Genomic DNA, 19,735 nt, shown 5'->3' on the forward strand with positions numbered 1-19,735 from the left:
CGCGCCCGGGCAAGCTCCTAGAATCGATAGCCGAGGCGGAACTGCACGCGCCGCGGCTGCGTGATCATATTGGCCCCGATCCGCGCCGGGTCGAGCGGATCGGTGCTGCTGTAGAAATTGTCGAAATCGCTGAAATTCTTGTTGTTGAACGCGTTGAGGACATCGAGTGCGATCTCCACCTGATGCCGGCCGAACAGGTTCTGCCGGTTCGACACCGTCAGATTGACCTCGCAAAAGGCGAACAGCCCCCCGATGCAGTTCTTCTCCGGATAGGCCGAGGTGAGCCGGAGCTGGTCGACCCCGAAGCCCCGCGTTGCATCGATCACCTGATAGGCCTGGCCGCTGCCGAGCTGGGTGAAGGTCGCGAGCTGGAAGCCGTACGGCAGATCGACCATGCCGGCGATGACGATCCGGTGGCGCTCGTCGCCGGCGCGCGGGCGCCAGCCATAAGTGTCGGGGGTCAGCCCATCGAGGCTGAACAGGTCGCCGCCATTCTGCTCGCCCTTCGACAGCGTGTAGACCAGGTTCAGCCCCCAGCCCGAGGCCGGGGTGTAGCGTTTGTCGAGCGTGACATAGAGCGCCTTGTAGCGGGTATCGAGCCCGTCATAGCCGATGATCGCGTTGGAATAGCCGAACGCCGCGATCGGCGCATTGTCGCAGCAATCGCCAAGGCCGTTGCTCCGCCGCGTTCCCCACAAATGGGTATAGCCGTTGCGCCCGCGGATATAGGCCCCCGTCACCGATGCCTGCCACGCGCCGAACCGGTGGCGGATGCCCAGGCTGAACTGGTCGTCGACCGGGGGGCGCGCATCGTTCTTGACCGCGAACAGCTCGCGCTGGCCGGTCTGTGCGCTGGCGCTCAGCGTCAGCAGGCCCGCGCGGGTGAGGTAGCTCGGATTCCACATCACCGTCGGCTGGCCGTTTCGCGGCGCGCCATTGGCCGAGAAGCGGAAGGTGCCGATCGAGGTCAGCGCGCGCAATCGCTCGTCGACGGTGTTGGTGAAGGCATTGCGGTCATAATAGCGCCCGGCCGCGCCGAAGATCACCGTCGCGCCATCGCCCGACAGATCATAGGAAAAGCCGATCCGCGGCGCGAAGGCGCCCGTGAAGGGCGGGCGCTGATGGCCGTCGGTGATGTAGTTTTCGGGATCGAAATAATAGGGCCTGGGCAGTGCCCGCAGCGCCGCCGCGGCGGACGCGGGCGTCACATAGTCGTTGTCGAAAGCGTTGGTCTCATAATCCCAGCGCAGGCCGAGATTGAACTGCAGCCGGCCGGTCACGTCCCAATCGTCCTGAACGTAGACGCCCAATTGGGTGTTGCTGCTGTCGATCCGCGACGGGGCGAGCGCGAGCTGCGCTTCCGCCGGAAAGGCGAAGCTCAGATTGTTGCCCGCATCCTGGAAAAAGGAATAGCGCGGCTGGTCGAACGTCCGGTTGTCGAAGGCGATATCGGTCACCTCGACGCGCGCGCCGAGCTTGATGACATGGCCCGCGAGGCCGGTGAAGCTCAGGTCGTCGCGGACCGTGTAGCTTTGCTGCCGTTCGTCGCGGTACGAATCGCGCCCGCCAAAGGTGATGACGCCCAGATAGGAGAATTGCGGCTGATCGGGATGGAGCGAGCGGGGGTTGAACCGATAATCGAGAAAGGACGCGCCGAATTCGTTGGCGAACGCCCCGCCGCGATAACGCCAGTTGAGCAGGAGCGTATCGACCCGGTTGCGCCGGTTCTCGGCGGACTCATAGGCGGTGGTGCCGCCGAAGGTCCGGATGTCGCCTTCCTCACGGCGGCTGAACGACAGGTCGAAACGCTGGCGGTCGTCTGGGGTGAAGGTCAGCTTGCCGAAATAGAAGTCGCTGCGGAACGGACTCGTGAACGAACCCTCGAGATCGCCGATCCGCCGGCCAGAAGAGGCCTCGACCGCCGCGCGCTGCGCCGGGGTTCCGCCCGCAACCACATTCTGCGCGCGGTCCTGGTCATTGCCTTCATAGGCGGCGAAGAAGAACAGCTGGTCCCTGACGATCGGCCCGCCGAGCGCGGCGCCATATTGCCGCCGCTGGAATGCGGGCTCGGGCTGGTTCCGAAGCTTGTCGAGATAGGATGTCTCGGCGAATTCCCGGCCGGTATATTGGCCGAAGGCCTCGGCCCGGAATTCGTTGCCGCCCGATTTGGTGACCGCGGTGACGATCGCGGCGCCCGCCTCGCCATATTCGGCCTTGTAGTTCTGCGTCAGGACCCGGAATTGCTGCACGGCGATCTGGCCGAAGGGGCTGCCGCGACTGCCCTGCTGCCCGGCGATGCCGCCGTCGCGCAGCTGGTTCTTGAAGCTCATGCCGTCGATCAGGAGATTGACCTGGCTCGCGGTCGAGGCGCCCGAGGTGATGCCCCGGTCGGTGTCGCTGTCGCTGAAGCGCACCCCCGGGGCGAGCGCCGCGAAAGACAGGAAATTGCGGTCGGTCTGCGGCAGGCGCTGGATCTGGTCGGGGCCGACATCGGTCGCGACTTCGCTGGTGCGCATCTCGTCGAGGACGGTCTCGTCCTGCGTCGGGGCGGTCACCTGTGCCGATGCCGATCCCGGCAAGAACACGGCACCGCCCGCGAGCATCGTCGCGGCCGCGAATGAGACTTTCCACGCCATGGCTTTGCGCCCCCTTGTTCCCCACAGCGCCGTAAGCGGCTTCGCGTTGACAAACTGTGCATCGCGATCGCCCGTTCGAAGCATTGGTGCGGAGTGAAATTCCTTGATCGGGATTAACCCGTCGCACCGCAAACTACCATGCCGGATGCGGAACGACTCCATTCTTTCGCGTGCACCCACCATAGACAGCGGCTTTGCAGCCCGCCCCAAAGACCACGGGGCCGGCCACGAAGGAGAGTGGCCGGCCCCGCTTAGAGGCGTTCGCAAAAGGGGCAGATGTGAACGCCTCCCCCACTCGGGGAAGGACGATCAGTCGTCCTTCTGGTCCTGCTGCAGCTCGCGGATCGCGTCGTCGATGCTCCTGAGCGCTTTGGCCTTCTCGTCGGCCGAGAGCGTGGTGTCGGCCTCGACCGCGATACGGGCATGGCGCAGACCCGCCATCGCCGATTGCATCCCCATGTGGCGGGCATGGCCGGCCTGGGCCTCGATGCGGTTGACGCAGATGCGGATCACCTGGCGCTTGCCGGGCTCGGGCGGGGTCTGGACGGTCATCGCGTTGGGGTCGCCATCCTTGCAGTGACCCGACTGGATGTCCGGCACCATCGCCATGATCTCGGCATCGTCGGGAATGTCGATGCGCTCGCCATTGACGATCACCACGCGCTGGCGCTTGTCATGGTCGCCATGATGGCCGCCATGGTCGCCGTCGCCGTCGGTGGTGATGACGCGGACCACGCGGTGCTCGCGCTTCGGCGCATCGGGAGCGGCCGGCGCTTCGGGCGCGGCCGGGGCGCCAGGCACTGGGGTCGGCGTCGCGGCGGGCGCGGGCGGCGCCGGCGGATCGGTCAGGTCGATGCCGGTCGCGGCCTCGACGTTCGACTTGATCCGCTCGGCCGCCTGGCTTCCCGAGGCGGTGAGCCCCAGTGCGACGAGCGACAGCGCGCTTACCCCGATCATCCCGCCTGCCAGGTGGATGGGGGAATTCTTCCGGGTCTTTGAAAGCATTCTGAGCCTCCCTTTCAACTCATTGATTGTGTGCAGGTGACAGGCCGCCGAGACCGCACCCCCATGCGCGGACTTGACGATTGCGCGACCATAAGCATGGCGCAGCGCGGCTTCGCGGCCGGCGAGCACCAGGGCATCGCAGGCCATTTCCTGATCGGCACGAAAGGCGCGGAAAGCCTTCCAGGCGACCGGATTGAACCAATGGATTGCGAGCACGAACAGCGCCACCCAATTGGCGATCAGGTCGCCGCGGACATGGTGGCCCAGCTCATGGGCGAGCGCGAGCGCCCGCTCCTGCTCGTCGTAGCGCTCGGCGAAATCGCGCGGGAAGGCGACATATTTGCGCCAGATCCCGAAGGCGAGCGGCCCGTGCGCGGCGTCGGTCTCGATCACCCGCACCTTGCCCTCGGCGACGGTGCGGTCCACCCGCGCCTTGCGGAGCAGCTTCGCGCAGAAGCGGCTGTGCGAGACGAGATGGAAGCCCAGGAAACCCGCCGCGCCCACCGCCCAGAGCAGGAAGATCGCCATCGGCAGTCCGAAACTGCCCTGCGCCGCCGCCTCGGGCGCCGCACCGAGCGGCTCGACCACATAATAGACGATCACGTCGCTCGCCGCGGTGACGGGCGCCGCCGCCTGCTCGCGCCAGCTTTCGGGTAGCGGCGGCATCAGCAACCGGAACACCGGCAGCAGCCACAGCGCATAGGCGATGCCCGGCCCGAACACCTTGCGCACCGGGCTGCGGAGGCCAAGCACCAGCAGCATCAGCAGCGTGGTCGCGACGAAGGTCTCTACTGCCCAGCCGATCATGATTTGAGATCCTTCAGCAGCGCCTCGATCTCGGCGATGTCCTGGTCGGTGATCTGGTCGCGCTCCGCGAGATGGGCGACCAGCGGGGTCAGACGCCCGCCGAACAGCCGGTCCATCAGCTTGCGCGATTCGCCCGCGACATAATCGGCGCGCGCGACCAGCGGGCGATAGCGGTAGCGCCGCCCCTCTTCCTCATGCGCGATGATGTTCTTGGCGAGCAGCCGCCCGAGCAGGGTCTTGACCGTGTTGGCGCTCCATTCGCGCTCGGCGGGAACGCGCTCGGCGACCTCCTGTGCGGTGAGCGGCGACTTGTCCCACAGCACTTCCATCACGGCATGCTCGGCGTCGCTGATTCTCTCGGTCATGGATCCCTCTTTGACTACGTGTGTAATCGTCACGATTACGTCTGTAGTCAATAGGGCTGAACCGTGGATGAACGAATCTGAACGGGGTAGCCCGAGGCGAAGGGGATGGGTTTCGCCACACACTCCTCCGTTCGCCCTGAGCTTGTCGAAGGGCTGCCCTCCTTCTGCCCCGCGCTAGAGGAGGAAGGCAGTGCTTCGACAGGCTCAGCACGAACGGGGTTAGGGCAGTCGACGTTTCCCGGGCTGCACGCTTCTGCTAGGCTCCCCGCCCGAGGAGAATCACCATCGTCGGAATCATCGCGCATGCCCCGGTAGACGTCGTCGCCGAGGACACGGACGAACTGCTTGCCCGCTTCGACCTGCGCAAACTCGAATGCACCACCATGCCGCTCGACCGCAGTTTCGCGCTGCGCGAGACGCTCGAGTCGGTGCATGCCCCCGCTTTCCTGCCCGGCGGCTGCGGGGCGAACATGGCGGCGGGGCTGCGCACCCTCGGCAGCGCGGTCTCGGTGGTCGCGCCGTTCGGCAACGATAGCTATGCCGATTATGCCCGGCGCGATCTGGAGGCGCGCGGGGTGGCGATCCGCGGGTTTGACTATGGCGGGCCCCATTCGCTGATCTACACCCTGATCACCGCCGACCGCGAGCGCACCTTCGCGGACTATTGCCACGGCGTGCCCTATGATCTGCTCGCGCCCGCGCGGCTGCTCGACGACGAGCATATCGTCGCGATCGACGGCTATCTTCTGCTGCGGCAGGGCGTCGCGGAGGGGATGCGCGCCTGGCTGACCGAGCCGCGGCCCGCGAACCAGCGGCTCGTCTTCTGCCCGGGCGATGTCAGTGTCCTGCTCGACGCCAAGCCCATCGCCGATCTCGCCATCGAACGCTGCGATCATCTCGTGATGAACCGCAACGAGGCGCATACGCTCTTCCCCGGCCTCTCCGATGAGGCGATCGTCGCAGCGCTGCGCGCCCGCGGGATTTCCGGCGCGGTCACCAAGGGCGAGGAAGGCGCATTGCTCTTCAACGCGCACGAGATGATCCATGTGCCCAAGGCCCGGCTCGACCGGCCGATCGTCAACACCAACGGTGCGGGGGACGCTTTCACCGCGGGCTATCTGCGCGGCATCGACATGGATCTGCCGCTCGCCGAAATCGCCCGCATCGCCACCGCCTGCGCGGCGCAGATCCTAGTGATCGAGGGCGCCCGCCCGCCGCTGGCGGTGATGGCCGAGCTGGCGGATTGAGCCCCATTCTGTCGGCATTTTTGACAGCCGCCGGAACAGGTTAAACCCCGTTCACCATCGTCACCCGCACAAAACCGCCACTGGCACACTCTGGCACGCGCACTGCATCATGAAAGGCACCCCGAGCGTTCAACGCTTCATTTCAGGGCGGGTCGACCAGCTTTTACCGGTCGCGTCGACCCGCCCGACCCGGGCTCCCTGCCGACAAACCGCCCCTAACGCGCCAGCGACGTCTCGCTGAGCTTCCACGGGCAGCGATCCGTCAGCCGCCGGTTCCGCCGCACCATCGCGGCGGGGTAGATCTCGTGGAACAGCCGGTCGAAGCTATTTTCCCAGTCGAACCGCTCGGCGTGCGCGCGTGCCCTCGCACCAATGACGGCCGGCCCTTCGCGCCAGACCCGCAGCACGTTCGCCGCCATCGCATCGGCGTCGCCGGCCGGACCCAGATAGCCGAGCCCTGCGGGGACGCGCTCGGGCATCGCCCCGCTCGCCACGCCGACCACGGGCAGCCCCGCCGCCTGCGCCTCGATCACCGAGATGCCGAAGGTCTCGTCGGCCATGCCCGAGACATAGATGTCGCTCGAGGCCAGCGCCCGGGCCAGCCCCGCGCGGTCCTTCTCGAAGCCCGGAAAGGCGACCGGCAGCCCCTGCATCTCCCCGGCGAGCTGCTCGCGCAGCTTGCCGTCGCCGATCATCACCATCGCCGCGCCCAGTTCGGGCGGCAGCTTGCGGAACATCGCTGCGAGCATATCCGCGCGCTTCTCGTTGTCGAGCCGGCCCGCATAGACGAGCAAAGGCCCCTCGCCCGGCAGTCCGAGCGCGGCACGATAGCCGGGATCGCGCCTGTCCGGGGTGAACAGCGCCAGATCGGTCCCGAGCGGCATCACCCGCGTATGGGTGATGCCCAGCCGGGCAAGCTGCGCGCGCTGCGGCTGGCCGAGCGTGTAGACCCAGTCGAACTCGCGATAGAGCTTGCGGGCATAGCCATGGGCAGCGTCGCGCAGCATCCGCGCGGCCCCCTCGCCGAACAACGACCGGCCGACCCGGTGGATATGCGCGTTGGGGAAATCGGTCCGGTATCCCGCGACCAGCGCCGTCTCGGGAAAGGCGCGGCGATGCTTCACCGCCGCCCAGGGCAGCAGCCAGGGACAAAGCGATTCGATCACGTCGGGCCGGTAGCGCGCCAGCACCTCGCTCACCGCGCCCATCCGCAGGATGAAGCGGTAATGCGGGCTGCCCGGCACCCGCGGCGCGCCCACCTCGATCAGCGTATGGCGGCCCTTCTCGGTCACCCGGTCCTCGGCGCCCGGAACGATCTGGATCAGCCGGTGGGGCGTGCGATCGAGCACATAGGCCGCCTTGCGGCGCAGATAGGTGCTGATCCCGCCGCCCGCGGTGGAAGACCAGCTCTGGGTGAGATCGCAGACCAGAAGTTCATGGCCGCCATAGGCACAGGTTCCCGCCGACGCGGCGGAAACATTGGACACAAACATCACGCACTCCGGAAATTGTTATTCCGGTGCGGAACTCCCTTCGTGGGAGGATTGGATGCAATCATGATGCACTCCGGACATCGTTACTCGGCGTTTGAAACGCCCTTGTCCGCGAAAAGCTGCGCCAACTCGCCCGACTCGTACATCTCCATCATGATGTCCGATCCGCCGACAAATTCGCCGCCGACATAGAGCTGGGGGATGGTCGGCCAGTCCGAAAAGGCCTTGATCCCCTGGCGGACGTCCTGGTCCTGGAGCACGTCGACGCTCTCGAATTCGACCCCCAGATGGTTGAGGATCGCCACCGCACGGCTCGAAAAGCCGCATTGCGGGAAGAGCGGGCTGCCCTTCATGAACAGCAGCACGTCGTTCGAATCGACCAGGCCCTGCAGGCGGGCGTTCACATCCTCGGTCACGTCACTCACTCCTCTGCGGGGGCCTCGGTGGTGAGCTGCAGCGCGTGCAGTACCCCACCCATCCGGCCGCCCAATGCGGCATAGACCGCCTGGTGCTGGCGCACCCGCGGCAGCCCCCTGAAGCTGGGGCTCACCACGCGCGCGGCATAATGATCGCCGTCGCCGGCCAGGTCGGTGATCTCGACCCGGGCATCGGGGATGCCGGACTTGATCAGCGCCTCGATCTCGTCGGCGGCCATCGGCATGTTATTGCGATTCCATCAGCTGGCGGCGCGCCTCGACCGTCTTGGCCTCGAGCGCCTGGCGCACCGTGCCCTCGTCGGTCTCGACTCCCGCGGCGAGCAGGTCGCCCAGGAGCTTGCGGATTACGTCGTCATCGCCCGAGTCCTCGAAATCGGCCTGGACGACCGCCTTGGCATAGGCGTCGGTCTCTTCGGGAGTCAGGCCCATCTGCAGCGCGGCCCATTGCCCGAGCAGCCGGTTGCGCCGCGCGGTCACGCGGAACGCCATTTCCTCGTCGCGGACGAACTTCGCCTCGAATGCCTTCTCGCGATCGTCGAAACTGGTCATGCGCTACCCCTGGGCTATCGTTTCGTCCGAGATAGGAAGGGGGAGTGGCTGTGGCAACCTGCCAATCCTCCCCGGAACGGGGAGTTGGCGCGCGCAGCGCGACGGAGGGGGCTTGCCACAAGCGGTACGCTCCCGGACAGCCCCTCCACCACCGCTTCGCGGCGGTACCCCCTCCCCGTGCCGGGGGAGGAATTAGATCCGCACCACCAGCTTCCCGATCGCATCCCTCGCGGCCATCTTGGCGATCGCCTTGCCGCCATCGGCGAAGTCGAACGTCTCGGTCACCCGCGGGGCGATCTTGCCCTCTTCCCACAGCCGGAAGAGATGCTCGACATGGCGCTGGTTCGCGGCCGGATCGCGCATCGCGAAGGCGCCCCAGAAGACGCCGCACACGTCGCAGCTCTTGAGCAGGGTCAGGTTGAGCGGCAGCCTGGGGATGCCCGCCGGGAAGCCCACCACCAGATAGCGCCCCTCCCACGCGATCGATCGCAGCGCCGGCTCGGCATAGTCGCCGCCGACCGGATCGTAGATCACATCCGCGCCTGCGGGGCCGCACGCAGCCTTGAACTGGTCGGCAAGCGCCTTGCTCGCATCCTTGTCGAACGGCGCACGGCCATAGACCAACGTCACGTCCGCGCCCGCCGCCTTGGCCGCCTCGGCCTTGGCCTCGCTCGACACGGCGGCGACCACGCGCGCCCCGAACGCCTTGCCCAGTTCGATCGCCGCCAGCCCTACCCCGCCCGCGGCACCCAGCACCAGCAAGGTCTGCCCCGCCTTCAAATGCCCGCGATCGACCAAGGCATGGATCGTCGTCGCATAGGTCAGCAGCAGCGCCGAACCGTCCTCGAAACTACGCTCTTCGGGCAGGCGGAACAGCCGGTCGGCGCCCACCAGGATCTTCTCGACCAGCCCGCCATAGCCGGTGGTCGCGACCACCCGGTCGCCCGGCGCCCAGCCGGTGACGCCCTCGCCCACCGCCTCGACCACGCCCGCGACTTCGCTGCCCGGCGCAAAGGGGCGCTCGGGGCGAAGCTGATATTTGTCCTCGATGATCAGCACGTCGGGGAAGTTGATCGAACAGGCCTTGACTGCGACCAGCACCTGCCCCCTGCCGGGCACCGGATCGGGCAGCTCCTCCAGACTTAGGGTTTCAGGTCCGCCCGGCGCCTTCGACAGCAAAGCCTTCATGTCCGCTCCCTACCGCGATCCACGGACGATCTTGAGCGACGCCCGATTCATATTTCGAAATCGCGGTATCCCTTGCCAGTGTCAGGCCGACCTCGTCCAGCCCCTGCATCAGGCAATCGCGGCGGAACGAGTCCAACTCGAACGGGAAGCGGTCCTGGAAGGGGGTGGTAACGGTCATCGTCTCGAGATCGACGGTCACCTCGCTGTCCTGCGCGACCTCAACCAGCCGGTCGATCGCCTCCTGCGGCAGCACCACCGGCACGATCCCGTTCTTGAACGCATTGCCCGAGAAGATGTCCGAAAAGCTCGGCGCGATCACCGCCTTCACGCCCATGTCCGCCAGCGCCCAGGCGGCGTGCTCGCGGCTCGACCCGCAGCCGAAATTGTCGCCGGCGATCAGGATCGGCGAACCGGCATAGCGCGGATCGTCGAAGATATTCCCCTCGACCGCGCGCACCGTCTCGAACGCGCCCTTCGCCAGGCCCGTGCGCGTGATCGTCTTGAGCCAATGCGCGGGAATGATGATGTCGGTGTCGATATTCTTCGCGCCCCAGGGATAGGCGCGGCCTTCGACGATGCGGACGGGATCCATCAACGGGTTACTCCGGGAAGCTTGGCGGTCACCTTAGCCACCTCCGTTCGTCCTGAGTAGCCATTGAGTAGCGGCGAAGCCGCGTATCGAAATGGCGTATCGAAGGACAGTTTTGGCGGGTCCAACGGCGCTTCGATACGCGCCTTCGACAAGCTCAGTCGCTACTCAGCACGAACGGGCCTGAAATAGGGGGCGGTCAATCGGTCGCGGCGAGCTTGGACGGCTTGGCCTTGGCGGGGGCGGGCTGGCTGGGCTGGGCTTCGTCGCTGCTGGCGAGATGGGGAACCGTCGCGGCATAGGCAGCGGCGAGGCCGCTCAATACCGTACCCGCAACCAACGCGATCAATGCCCGCTTCATCACGCATCCCCCGATACTCACGCCCGCCGCGTCATTTATCGGGAGTCATCAGCTCCCTGACGTCGGTCAGCCGCCCTGTTACAGCAGCCGCTGCCGCCATGGCCGGCGACACCAGGTGCGTCCGTGCTCCCGGACCCTGTCTTCCTACAAAATTCCGGTTCGAGGTGGAAGCACAACGTTCGCCTGACGGTACTTTATCGGGATTCATTGCCAGGCACATCGAGCAACCGGGCTCACGCCATTGGAATCCCGCCTGAATGAAAATGCGGTCGAGCCCTTCGGCCTCGGCCTGGCGCTTGACCAGTCCCGATCCGGGCACGATCAGCGCCTGGCGGATTCCGTCGGCGACGTGCCGCCCCTCGACCACCGCGGCGGCGGCGCGCAGGTCTTCGATCCGCGAGTTGGTGCACGATCCGATGAAGACATGCTCGATCGCGACATCCCGCATCGCGGTGCCCGGCGTCAGCCCCATATAATCGAGCGACTTCTGCGCCGCGACGCGCTTGGAGGGGTCGGCGAAGCTCTCCGGATCGGGCACGACGCCCGTGATCGGCACGACATCCTCGGGGCTCGTCCCCCAGGTGAGCGAGGGGGCGATATCGCCGGCGTCGAGCGTGACGACCCGATCGTACACGGCGCCGGCATCGGTCGGCAGCGTGCGCCAATAGGCGACCGCGCGCTCCCAATCCTCACCGCTCGGCGCCATCGGGCGGCGCTCGAGATAGTCGAACGTCTTCTCGTCAGGCGCGATCAGGCCGGCACGCGCGCCGCCCTCGATCGACATGTTCGAGACGGTCAGTCGCCCCTCGATCGACATCGCCCGGATCACTTCGCCTGTATATTCGATGACATAGCCGGTGCCGCCCGCCGCGCCGATCTTGCCGATGATCGCGAGGACGACGTCCTTCGGTCCCACGCCGAAGCCCAGCGTTCCGTCGACGCGGACCTCCATCGTCTTCGAGGGGCTCAGCAACAGCGTCTGCGTCGCAAGGACATGCTCGACCTCGCTGGTGCCGATCCCGAACGCCAGCGCCCCCAGCGCGCCATGCGCCGAGGTATGGCTGTCGCCGCAGACGAGCGTGGTGCCGGGGAGCGTGAAGCCCTGCTCCGGCCCCACGACATGGACGATTCCCTGACGCGCATCGAGCGCGTCGATATAGGGCACGCCGAATTCAACCACGTTCGCGCGTAGCGTCGAAAGCTGGTTGGCGCTCTCGGGGTCCGCTATCGGCAGCATCGCACCCAGGGCATCGACGCGCGCGGTGGTCGGCAGGTTGTGGTCGGGCACCGCCAGCGTCAGATCGGGCCGGCGCACCTTGCGCCCCGCGACGCGCAGCCCCTCGAACGCCTGGGGGCTGGTCACCTCATGGACAAGGTGGCGGTCGATATAGATCAGGCAGGTGCCGTCGTCGCGGCGCTCGACGACATGATCGGCCCAGATCTTTTCATACAGGGTCAGCGGCTTTGCCATCAGCGCGCTCTACCCCAATCGCGCGCCGGGGCAAGCCGACGTGCGATTGGGCCGTATCAAGCGCAGCTATTTCTGCTTCGCCGCCTCGCCGCGCAGATAGTCGTGCGTCGCGGCGATCTCCGCATCGGACATGGCGTGCGTTGCTTCCTTGGGCACTTCGGTCATCAGCCCGAGGTCGCCCGGCTTCAGCCCCACGCCGGTGCGCAGCAGCTTGCGGAACGCCTCGGGGCTATAGCCTGCCGCCATCGGCGCGAGCGCCGGCGCGACCTGACCGCTCTCGGTCGTGTTTGGCGTGCCGAGCTTGTGGCATTCGGAGCAGACCGCGTCGAAATAATATTGGCCGATCGCGGTGGGGCGCGTGCGTGGCGCGACGGTGTCGGCCTGGAAGCTCGGCTTGACCCCGCCGGTCAGCAACGCGAACCGGCCGAGCGGGCCGTAGCGCATCGGCTGGGTCACATCGTTCGGTCCGGGCTTGAGCGTACGCAGCCAGGCGATCAGCCTGCCGGCGTCGTCATCGGCGATGAAGCGGTGCGACACGGTGGGCATCACGAACAGGCTGGTGCCGTCGCGCTTCACGCCGTGGCGGATCAGCCGGAGCAGTTCGGCGTCCGAATAGTCGGCGATCCTGCGCGCGATCCCCGGCGGCGCGATCGAGGCGACGAACCAGGGCGGGTTATCCCAGACCCGGCCTTCCGAATTGGGGCCATGGCAGCCGCGGCACCCGAAGATCGTGGCGAGCCGGCCGCCTTCCTCGATCGAGGCGGCGTCCTTGGGGACGGCGATGGAGGTGAGCGCGACGTCATGCTTCGCGCGGATCATCCATTCGGAGGCGCCGTAGAGGACCACGACCCCCAAGACTAAAATCCCCGCGACCGCGAGCGCTATCCGTTTGAACATGGCGCGATTCTCCCCGATTTTTGCGGGCTTATGCCAGACTCGTTACGCGCCCGCCACTTCCTTGGGACTCACATAGCTGGCGTCATGCGCGAACGGCATCGGGGCGCCGGAACGGAGTGCCGCCAGCACCTCGGCGAAGCCCGTCTCGCAGCGAAATCCCATCATCTGCTCGGCGAGCCCCGGATCATAGACCCGCCCGATGCTCTTCGGCAGCTCCCATCCCCGCCGCGCATAGAGCTCCGCGGCATCGGGGAAATGGCGGGCGATCACCGCGCGGGCATCGGCCTTGAGTTCTACGCATTCCTCCGGCGCAAAGGGCGTCGGCGCGGAGAGGATGAAGGTGGCGAAACCGATCTCCGGCGCCCTTTCCAGCGCGGCCAGGTGCGCGCGCGCGGCGTCCTCGACGGTCAGCCGCCGGTTGAGGAACTCATTGGCCTTCATGTTGGTGCCCGAAAGGCTGCGGTGCGTATCGTCCTCCTCGGGAAAGAAGCGCGCGGTCCGCAGCACCATGCACGCCAGCCCCGCATCCTGATGCGCGAGGCTGCAGAGCTTCTCCGCCGCGAGCTTGGTGACGCCATAGATGTTGCGCGGCCGCAGCGGCCCCGATTCCTCGGTCAGCCACACCGCCGCCGCGCCCTTCTCCTCGCGGATCGCCGACGAGATCATCAGCGAGGTGGTCGAGGTGAAGACGAACCGGTCATGCCCCGCGGCCTGCGCCGCCTCGAGCAGATTGAGCGTGCCCGAGACATTGACGTCGATGAACGCCTGGGGCCGATAGCGGACGATATCGGGCTTGTGCAGCGCCCCGCCATGGATCACCGCCTCGATGCCCTTCTCGCCGAACACCCGCTCGATCAGCGCGCGATCCGCGACCGATCCGATCACCTGCGTATCCGCCCCCGGCGCGACGTCGAGCCCCGTCACCTCATGCCCCGCCCCGCGCAGCATCGGCGCGAGAAAGCGGCCCAGCCAGCCCGACGATCCTGTCAGCAACACCCGCATACGTAGTTCGACTCACGTAGTTCGACTCGTCCGTACGATGACTCATCGTAGTTCGACTCAATTGCCCGAAACCGGATGCCGGGGCACATAGCGGCCACGGTCCGAGTTGAACATGCTGAGGCAAGCGGGGCGCGCGCCGAGCATGATGGAGCTGAGGACATTGGAGGCCGGGCCCCGGGTCGAGACCTGGGGCCCGGCCTTCTTGCTATGCGGCGGCCGGGATCGGCGAGGCCAGCGTCTCGGCCGGATCGTGCGCGTCCGCCCAGTCCACCCGGCGCTTGACCCATGGGTTGAGGAACAGCACCGGCAGCTTGAGGAACAGCAGTTCCGAATGGATGAAGGTGTCGATCGCCCGCTCCCACCATCTGGGCTCGCGCTTGCCGTTCGCCCTCAGCCAGCCGTCATAGGGCGCCCAATGGCTGGGCTCGTCCTTGTGAATGACCTGGAAGATCTTCATCATCACCTTGTCGTCGCGCACCAGCGGGTGCTTGAGCAATATCTCGACCTGCTTGAACCCGCGCTGCTCGGTCAGCGAGATCACCCGGCAGAGCTTCTCGAACTGGGCGTCCTCGGCGATCACGCGCTTCGTGTCGAGATTGTCGATGGTGGTGCGAAAGATGATCTCGACGAAGCGGTCGATATGGCCGCAGGTCCGGTCGACGTGCAGCGGCATCACGCCCTTCAGCTCGAACCAGCGCTTGAACATCACATAATGCTTGCGCTCGTCGGCGCGGTGCCGCTCGATATCGGCGATCAGCTGGTGATTGTCCGGTTCGCGCGCACGTACCGCCTCGAGCACCCGGTCGATGCTCGTATAGCCGCGATGCTCGTTATAAATGTAGATCGACGCCAGCAGGTCCAGATAGCGGCGGCGGAAAGCGGCGAACATGCGCGTTGAGTTACCCCTCGGGCGACCCAGCGTCAAACACGCAGATCAGTCATCCGGTGCCGCCGGTGGGGTCAGCCGGCGGCGCGACGGGTGGCTGGGCCGGGCCCGCGGGAGCGGCGCCGCCGCTGCCCGATCCGGGGCCGCGAGTCGGCGCGGCGCCGCCCTTTTGTCCCGCGCCCTTGTCGTCGGATTTTCCCTCGTCCTTGCCCCCCTTCGCTTCCGCATCGCCCTTGCCGCCCCCACCCGGCGGTGAACTGGTCGGCGTGTCCTTGCCCGCCGGTTCCGGGGTCCCGATATTGGTGTCGTTGAGCAGCTGCGGCACCAGCCGCTCGATGAACCCGGCGAGGAAGCCGGTCATGAACACGTTGAAATCGCTATAGGGCGGCCTGTGGTCCCCGGGCGTGAGGGTGTTCACGTCGATGAGCTTGACCGACACGAAGCCGCTCCGCAGCAGCGCATAGAAGACGCCGCCCGCAACCGCGCCGATCAGGATGCGGAGCGTGATATCGACCAGATTCTCGCGCCACTGCAGGTCGATCGCCAGCGTCCGCCCCTTCAGCGCGACCGCCGCCGAGAAAAAGGCGCCGAGCGATCCGCCGGCAATCGCGGTCCAGACCGGCCAGATGCTCGGCGGAAAGGCATGGACGAAGCGGACCACGGGACCGGCGAGCAGGGTCGTCGTCAGGATCATCCCGCCCACCAGCATCAGCGCCCAGCGCACATAGTTGATCCGCGCGATCGCGGTCCGCTCGGCGAGGATATCGTTCTTGACCTGGGCGAGCAGCGTCTGCGCGGTTTCCAGCGCCTTGGCATCGCCATCGTCACAATCGAGCACGGTGATCAGCGCGTCGGCCACCCGTCGGTCATATTCGCACGCGCGCTTGAAGCCGTTGGCGTCCGATTGCGCCGCGCCGCGCCAGCGCAGCACCCAACCGCCATTGACCGGGTCCTCGAGGAACTTCGCCTCGTCCCGCTCGGCCTTGGTCTCCGCCTCGGCCTTGGCCAGCCCCGCCTTGCGCCATCCGTCGATCAGCGCGTTGACCTGCCCCCGCATCGGCGCGAGCGGACTGATCCGCTGCCGCTGCTTCTGCGCCTCGGCGGCATCGTCGGAAAACTGCACGATCAGCCGCTCGCTGGTGCGATAGATCGCATAGACGGGCGGGTTGTACGAATAGACGCTGACGATCCGGTATCCCGCCGAATCGAGCGCGCCGCGCCTGATATCCTCGACCTTCTTCGCCGTCGGTTCGCCGTCCGCCATGTCGCGCTCCGCACTTTGGTGCCGGCACGGGCCGCGCCGGCGTGTTGCGGATGGATAGGCCGGGAACGGCGCGCCGCGCGTGACGGCCGTCACGCCCCTCGGATCAGGCGCTCGCCAGCGCCTCGTATTTCGCCGTGGTCTTGGCCGCGACCTCTTCCTCGGTCACCCCCGGCGCCAGCTCGATCAGCCGGAAGGGCGACTGGTGGTCGGGCCGCTGGAACACGGCGAGATCGGTGATGATCATGTCGACCACATTCTTGCCGGTGAGCGGCAGGGTGCAGGCGGGCACGAACTTGGGGTCGCCGTTCTTCGAATTATGCTCCATCACCACGATGATCTTCTTGACGCCCGCGACCAGATCCATCGCGCCGCCCATGCCCTTGATCATCTTGCCCGGGATCATCCAGTTGGCGATGTCGCCGCCCTCGCTGATCTCCATCGCGCCGAGCACGGTCAGGTCGATATGCCCGCCGCGGATCATCGCGAAGCTCTGCTCCGAACCGAAATAGACCGAACTGGGCAGCTCGCTGATCGTCTGCTTGCCCGCGTTGATCAGGTCCGGATCGATCTCGTCCTCGTACGGGAAGGGCCCGATGCCCAGCATCCCGTTCTCCGACTGGAGCGTCACCTCGACGCCCGGCGGGATATGGTTCGCAACCAGCGTGGGGATGCCGATCCCCAGATTGACATAATAGCCGTCCTCCAGCTCGCGCGCAGCGCGCGCCGCCATTTCGTCGCGGGTCCAGGCCATCAGTTCTGCTCTCCGGTCATTGCGGGGTCGCGGTCGGTACAGGTGCGGGCGACGGCGCTTCGCCCGGATCGGTCCAGCGCTTGTCCTGCGGGAAGACGTCGTCGAGATCGCCGTGGAGCCCGGTGCCGTAGACCGGGTTGGGCAGCATGAACCATCCATTGCCCCACATCGCCGCGATCATCGTCTGGCTCGCCATGTTGCGGCGGATCGGCACGGGCACGCCGCCCGGATTGAACAGGTCGGTGAAGTCGCCCAGCTGATCGCCGACCAGCGCCACGACGCAATATTTGGCGCCGATCTCCCAGCGGCGGGCGTCCTTGCCGCTCGAATTGGGCCCGTCGCCGCGCAGCCAGAGCGTCTCGCCGAGCTTGGGCGTGCCCAGCCCGGCATGTTCGAGCGCCGCGATCGTCTGCGCCGCATTGGCCTCGGACCGGTTCGAGTTGAACACCACCACGATCCCGGCGCGCCGCGCCCCCTCGATCGTCTCGACCGCGCCGGGGACGGGCGCGACCTTCTCGGCGCCAGTGGATTCCCAGCGCTTCCAGCGGCGGTCGTCATAGGGACCGGTGCGCTGCGCGTCGTCGGCCTCATAGCCGAGATTGAGGATCACCGTCTCGTCGATGTCGAAGACCACCGCGAGCGGCTTCTTCCCGCACGGCATGAAGCGCGGCACCTCGAGCGAGCCTTCCTTCGAGAGCACCGCGCCGCGGATCTCGAGCTGTGCCTTGCGGTCCTGCGCGCGCGCCGAGAGGAAGCTCCACAGCTGCTGATAGGCCTGGAGGCTGAGCGCGGCGGCCTCGCCCGAGCCATAGAGATATTGCATGCCTGCGGGCGGGTTGCGCGGCGCTTCCTCGCCGGGCGCGGGGGGCAGCGGAGCGCCCGGGGTCGGCATCGGCCCGTTGACCACGCCGACGATGCGGAACGGCTCGACCCCGGCGACCGGGGTCGGCGTCGCCTGTGGCCCCGGCTGACCGGCCGGACGCTGCCGCTCGGAAGCGCGCTCGTCGCTGCCGCTCAGCCGCTTGCGCGCGACCGCCCCACCCGCCGCGAGCGGCACCGCGACCGCCGCAGCGATGCAGCCCGACAGCATCGGCATCGCGCCCAGCATCATCGCGGCAAGGGCCGCCTTGCGCCGCATCACGCGGTTTCCCGCGCGCGCGTCATGCGGAACTCGATCTTCTTGTCATAGGGGGACCCCACGATCATCCGCTTCACATAGATGCCCGGCAAATGGATCGCGTCGGGATCGAGCGCGCCAACGGGCACCACTTCCTCCACTTCGGCGACACAGATCCGCCCCGCCGTCGCCATGGGCTGGTTGAAATTGCGCGCGGTCTTGCGGAAAATCAGGTTGCCGCTCTCGTCCGCCTTCCAGCCCTTGATGATCGCCAGGTCGGCGCGGATGCCGCGTTCGAGGATATATTCCTCGCCATCGAAGAGCTTCGATTCCTTGCCCTCGGCCACCTGGGTGCCGACGCCGGTCTTGGTATAGAAGCCCGGGATCCCCGCCCCGCCCGCACGGCAGCGCTCGGCGAGCGTGCCCTGGGGGCAGAATTCGACCTCGAGTTCTCCGCTGAGATATTGCCGCTCGAACTCCTTGTTCTCACCGACATAGGACGAGATCATCTTCTTCACCTGCCGCGTGCGCAGCAGCTTGCCGAGCCCCTCGCCGTCGATGCCCGCATTGTTGCTGGCGATGGTCAGGTCCTTGACGCCCGAGGCCTCGATCGCGTCGATCAGCCGCTCGGGGATGCCGCACAGGCCGAAGCCGCCCGCGCACAAGGTCATGCCGTCGAACAGCAGCCCTTCCAGCGCTGCCGCGGCGTTCGGGTACAGCTTTTTCATAGGTCGCCGAGTCTCCTGATTGCCCACGCGATAGTCGGGCGCGCAGGGGGCGGTCAAGCGAACCTGAATGGCGGTTCAACTTTGTGGCAGCTGCCCCGGATGGGGCGAACCTTGGCGGCAAATGGGCCCGCACCTCCGTAGAAACCCTTATTCCCTCATGGTTCCGCCGCATAGCCCGCCGAAACGGTCCCCGGGCCGAAACGCCCGCGTTACGACAACAGCCAAGGAATTGATTCACATGCGCATTCTGACAGCGGCGGCCTTCGCGATGGCGATGGCCGCAACCCCCGCGCTCGCCCAGGAAACCGGCGGCAATGCCGAGAAGACGTTCGAAGGCCCCTATGTTGCGGTGATCGGCGGCATGGAGGAGGCCGGCACCACCAGCGCCGGCATGAAGGCGCGTTCGCGGGCGGGGTGATCGGTTACGGTCACCAGGCCGGCAATCTCGTCTTCGGCCTCGAGGGCGAAGCCGCGGCATCGACCACCGAGCGCTGCGCCGGCAATGTCTGCCATGGCTCGGGCCGCGATCTCTATGCCGGCGGACGTATCGGCTATGTCGTCGGCGGCAACACGATGCTCTACGCCAAGGGCGGCTACACCAACGCGCGTGTTCCCCTGGCGGTCGGCACGGAAACGCTCGACGGCTTCCGCGTCGGCGGCGGCGTCGAGACCAATGTCAGCGGCCGGGCCTTTGTCCGCGCCGAATATCGCTACTCGGAATATGAGGCCAACGCGCACAAGCATCAGGGCACGGTCGGGGTGGGCTTGCGCTTCTGATCGTGGAAGCCGCGCGGCCCCCGGCGCCGCGCGGCAACCCCCGCACCTTCTGGTGATGCATATCGGCAACACGCGCACTGAATCCACCGGTCCGGATCAAATCGTGCATCGGCTGACGGCGTCCCAAAGTAACGGCGTCGCGGACATCGGATCCGCACAACCAGG

At 66.9% G+C, this 19,735-nt stretch carries 21 protein-coding genes; 3 read left to right on the forward strand and 18 right to left on the reverse strand.

Annotated elements, in window-relative coordinates:
• Window positions 1-17: 17 nt before the first annotated feature.
• The 3 genes from OF829_RS00560 to OF829_RS00570 all read right to left on the reverse strand — a co-directional run bounded on the left by OF829_RS00560 (window position 18) and on the right by OF829_RS00570 (window position 4,813).
• A complete protein-coding gene (locus tag OF829_RS00560) occupies window positions 18-2,636 on the reverse strand; it encodes a TonB-dependent receptor plug domain-containing protein (RefSeq protein WP_264938000.1) in 2,619 nt (872 codons plus the stop codon).
• Window positions 2,637-2,945: 309 nt separating this feature from the next.
• Window positions 2,946-4,448 (reverse strand): M56 family metallopeptidase, encoded by a 1,503-nt coding sequence (locus OF829_RS00565; RefSeq protein WP_264938001.1) that lies wholly within the window; start codon window positions 4,446-4,448, stop codon window positions 2,946-2,948.
• The gene (locus OF829_RS00570) at window positions 4,445-4,813 is read right to left on the reverse strand and encodes a BlaI/MecI/CopY family transcriptional regulator (RefSeq protein WP_264938002.1); all 369 of its coding nucleotides are present in this window, start codon (window positions 4,811-4,813) and stop codon (window positions 4,445-4,447) included. The genes OF829_RS00565 and OF829_RS00570 overlap by 4 nt, the downstream gene beginning before the upstream one ends.
• A 383-nt stretch (window positions 4,814-5,196) precedes the next feature.
• On the opposite strand from OF829_RS00570, the gene OF829_RS00575 reads away from it, so the two are divergent.
• On the forward strand, window positions 5,197-6,060 hold the full coding sequence (locus tag OF829_RS00575) for a carbohydrate kinase family protein (protein ID WP_264938003.1): 864 nt from the start codon (window positions 5,197-5,199) through the stop codon (window positions 6,058-6,060).
• A 215-nt stretch (window positions 6,061-6,275) separates the two neighbouring features.
• Here the strand turns inward: OF829_RS00575 and OF829_RS00580 are convergent, their stop codons facing one another.
• The 15 genes from OF829_RS00580 to OF829_RS00650 form a co-directional block, all read right to left on the reverse strand.
• Complete coding sequence (locus OF829_RS00580) at window positions 6,276-7,553, reverse strand: glycosyltransferase (protein ID WP_264938004.1); 1,278 nt, start codon at window positions 7,551-7,553, stop codon at window positions 6,276-6,278.
• An 83-nt stretch (window positions 7,554-7,636) separates the two neighbouring features.
• Window positions 7,637-7,969: a Grx4 family monothiol glutaredoxin gene (gene grxD / locus OF829_RS00585; RefSeq protein WP_264938005.1), complete on the reverse strand. Its 333-nt coding sequence runs from the start codon at window positions 7,967-7,969 to the stop codon at window positions 7,637-7,639.
• A 5-nt stretch (window positions 7,970-7,974) separates the two neighbouring features.
• On the reverse strand, window positions 7,975-8,214 hold the full coding sequence (locus OF829_RS00590; protein WP_264938006.1) for a BolA family protein: 240 nt from the start codon (window positions 8,212-8,214) through the stop codon (window positions 7,975-7,977).
• 1 nt (window position 8,215) lies between these two features.
• On the reverse strand, window positions 8,216-8,539 hold the full coding sequence (locus OF829_RS00595) for a DUF1476 domain-containing protein (RefSeq protein WP_264938007.1): 324 nt from the start codon (window positions 8,537-8,539) through the stop codon (window positions 8,216-8,218).
• A gap of 192 nt (window positions 8,540-8,731) precedes the next feature.
• A complete protein-coding gene (locus tag OF829_RS00600) occupies window positions 8,732-9,727 on the reverse strand; it encodes an NADPH:quinone oxidoreductase family protein (protein WP_264938008.1) in 996 nt (331 codons plus the stop codon).
• Window positions 9,690-10,319 (reverse strand): 3-isopropylmalate dehydratase small subunit, encoded by a 630-nt coding sequence (gene leuD, locus OF829_RS00605; RefSeq protein WP_264938780.1) that lies wholly within the window; start codon window positions 10,317-10,319, stop codon window positions 9,690-9,692. The genes OF829_RS00600 and leuD overlap by 38 nt, the downstream gene beginning before the upstream one ends.
• A gap of 196 nt (window positions 10,320-10,515) precedes the next feature.
• The gene (locus OF829_RS00610) at window positions 10,516-10,677 is read right to left on the reverse strand and encodes a hypothetical protein (RefSeq protein ID WP_264938009.1); all 162 of its coding nucleotides are present in this window, start codon (window positions 10,675-10,677) and stop codon (window positions 10,516-10,518) included.
• A gap of 31 nt (window positions 10,678-10,708) precedes the next feature.
• Entirely contained in the window at window positions 10,709-12,148 is a 1,440-nt protein-coding gene (gene leuC / locus OF829_RS00615; protein WP_406701382.1) for a 3-isopropylmalate dehydratase large subunit, read from the reverse strand.
• Between the two features lie 66 nt (window positions 12,149-12,214).
• On the reverse strand, window positions 12,215-13,045 hold the full coding sequence (locus OF829_RS00620; RefSeq protein WP_264938010.1) for a cytochrome c: 831 nt from the start codon (window positions 13,043-13,045) through the stop codon (window positions 12,215-12,217).
• 42 nt (window positions 13,046-13,087) lie between these two features.
• The gene (locus OF829_RS00625; protein WP_264938011.1) at window positions 13,088-14,047 is read right to left on the reverse strand and encodes an NAD-dependent epimerase/dehydratase family protein; all 960 of its coding nucleotides are present in this window, start codon (window positions 14,045-14,047) and stop codon (window positions 13,088-13,090) included.
• Window positions 14,048-14,252: 205 nt separating this feature from the next.
• On the reverse strand, window positions 14,253-14,936 hold the full coding sequence (locus tag OF829_RS00630; RefSeq protein WP_264938012.1) for a ferritin-like domain-containing protein: 684 nt from the start codon (window positions 14,934-14,936) through the stop codon (window positions 14,253-14,255).
• A 49-nt stretch (window positions 14,937-14,985) separates the two neighbouring features.
• Entirely contained in the window at window positions 14,986-16,197 is a 1,212-nt protein-coding gene (locus OF829_RS00635; RefSeq protein WP_264938013.1) for a hypothetical protein, read from the reverse strand.
• Window positions 16,198-16,300: 103 nt separating this feature from the next.
• Window positions 16,301-16,948 carry a CoA transferase subunit B gene (locus OF829_RS00640; RefSeq protein ID WP_264938014.1) on the reverse strand — a complete coding sequence of 216 codons (648 nt, stop codon included), beginning with the start codon at window positions 16,946-16,948 and terminating at the stop codon, window positions 16,301-16,303.
• 16 nt (window positions 16,949-16,964) lie between these two features.
• A complete protein-coding gene (locus OF829_RS00645) occupies window positions 16,965-18,086 on the reverse strand; it encodes a 5'-nucleotidase, lipoprotein e(P4) family (RefSeq protein WP_264938015.1) in 1,122 nt (373 codons plus the stop codon).
• The gene (locus OF829_RS00650; RefSeq protein WP_264938016.1) at window positions 18,086-18,793 is read right to left on the reverse strand and encodes a CoA transferase subunit A; all 708 of its coding nucleotides are present in this window, start codon (window positions 18,791-18,793) and stop codon (window positions 18,086-18,088) included. The genes OF829_RS00645 and OF829_RS00650 overlap by 1 nt, the downstream gene beginning before the upstream one ends.
• A 238-nt stretch (window positions 18,794-19,031) precedes the next feature.
• Here OF829_RS00650 and OF829_RS00655 point away from each other — a divergent pair, with 238 nt between their 5' ends.
• Both OF829_RS00655 and OF829_RS00660 read left to right on the forward strand, forming a co-directional pair.
• Entirely contained in the window at window positions 19,032-19,211 is a 180-nt protein-coding gene (locus OF829_RS00655; RefSeq protein ID WP_264938017.1) for a hypothetical protein, read from the forward strand.
• Complete coding sequence (locus OF829_RS00660; RefSeq protein WP_264938018.1) at window positions 19,208-19,570, forward strand: outer membrane protein; 363 nt, start codon at window positions 19,208-19,210, stop codon at window positions 19,568-19,570. The genes OF829_RS00655 and OF829_RS00660 overlap by 4 nt, the downstream gene beginning before the upstream one ends.
• Window positions 19,571-19,735: the final 165 nt, after the last annotated feature.

The organism is Sphingomonas caeni (genome assembly GCF_026013415.1).
Lineage (GTDB): Bacteria > Pseudomonadota > Alphaproteobacteria > Sphingomonadales > Sphingomonadaceae > Sphingomonas > Sphingomonas caeni.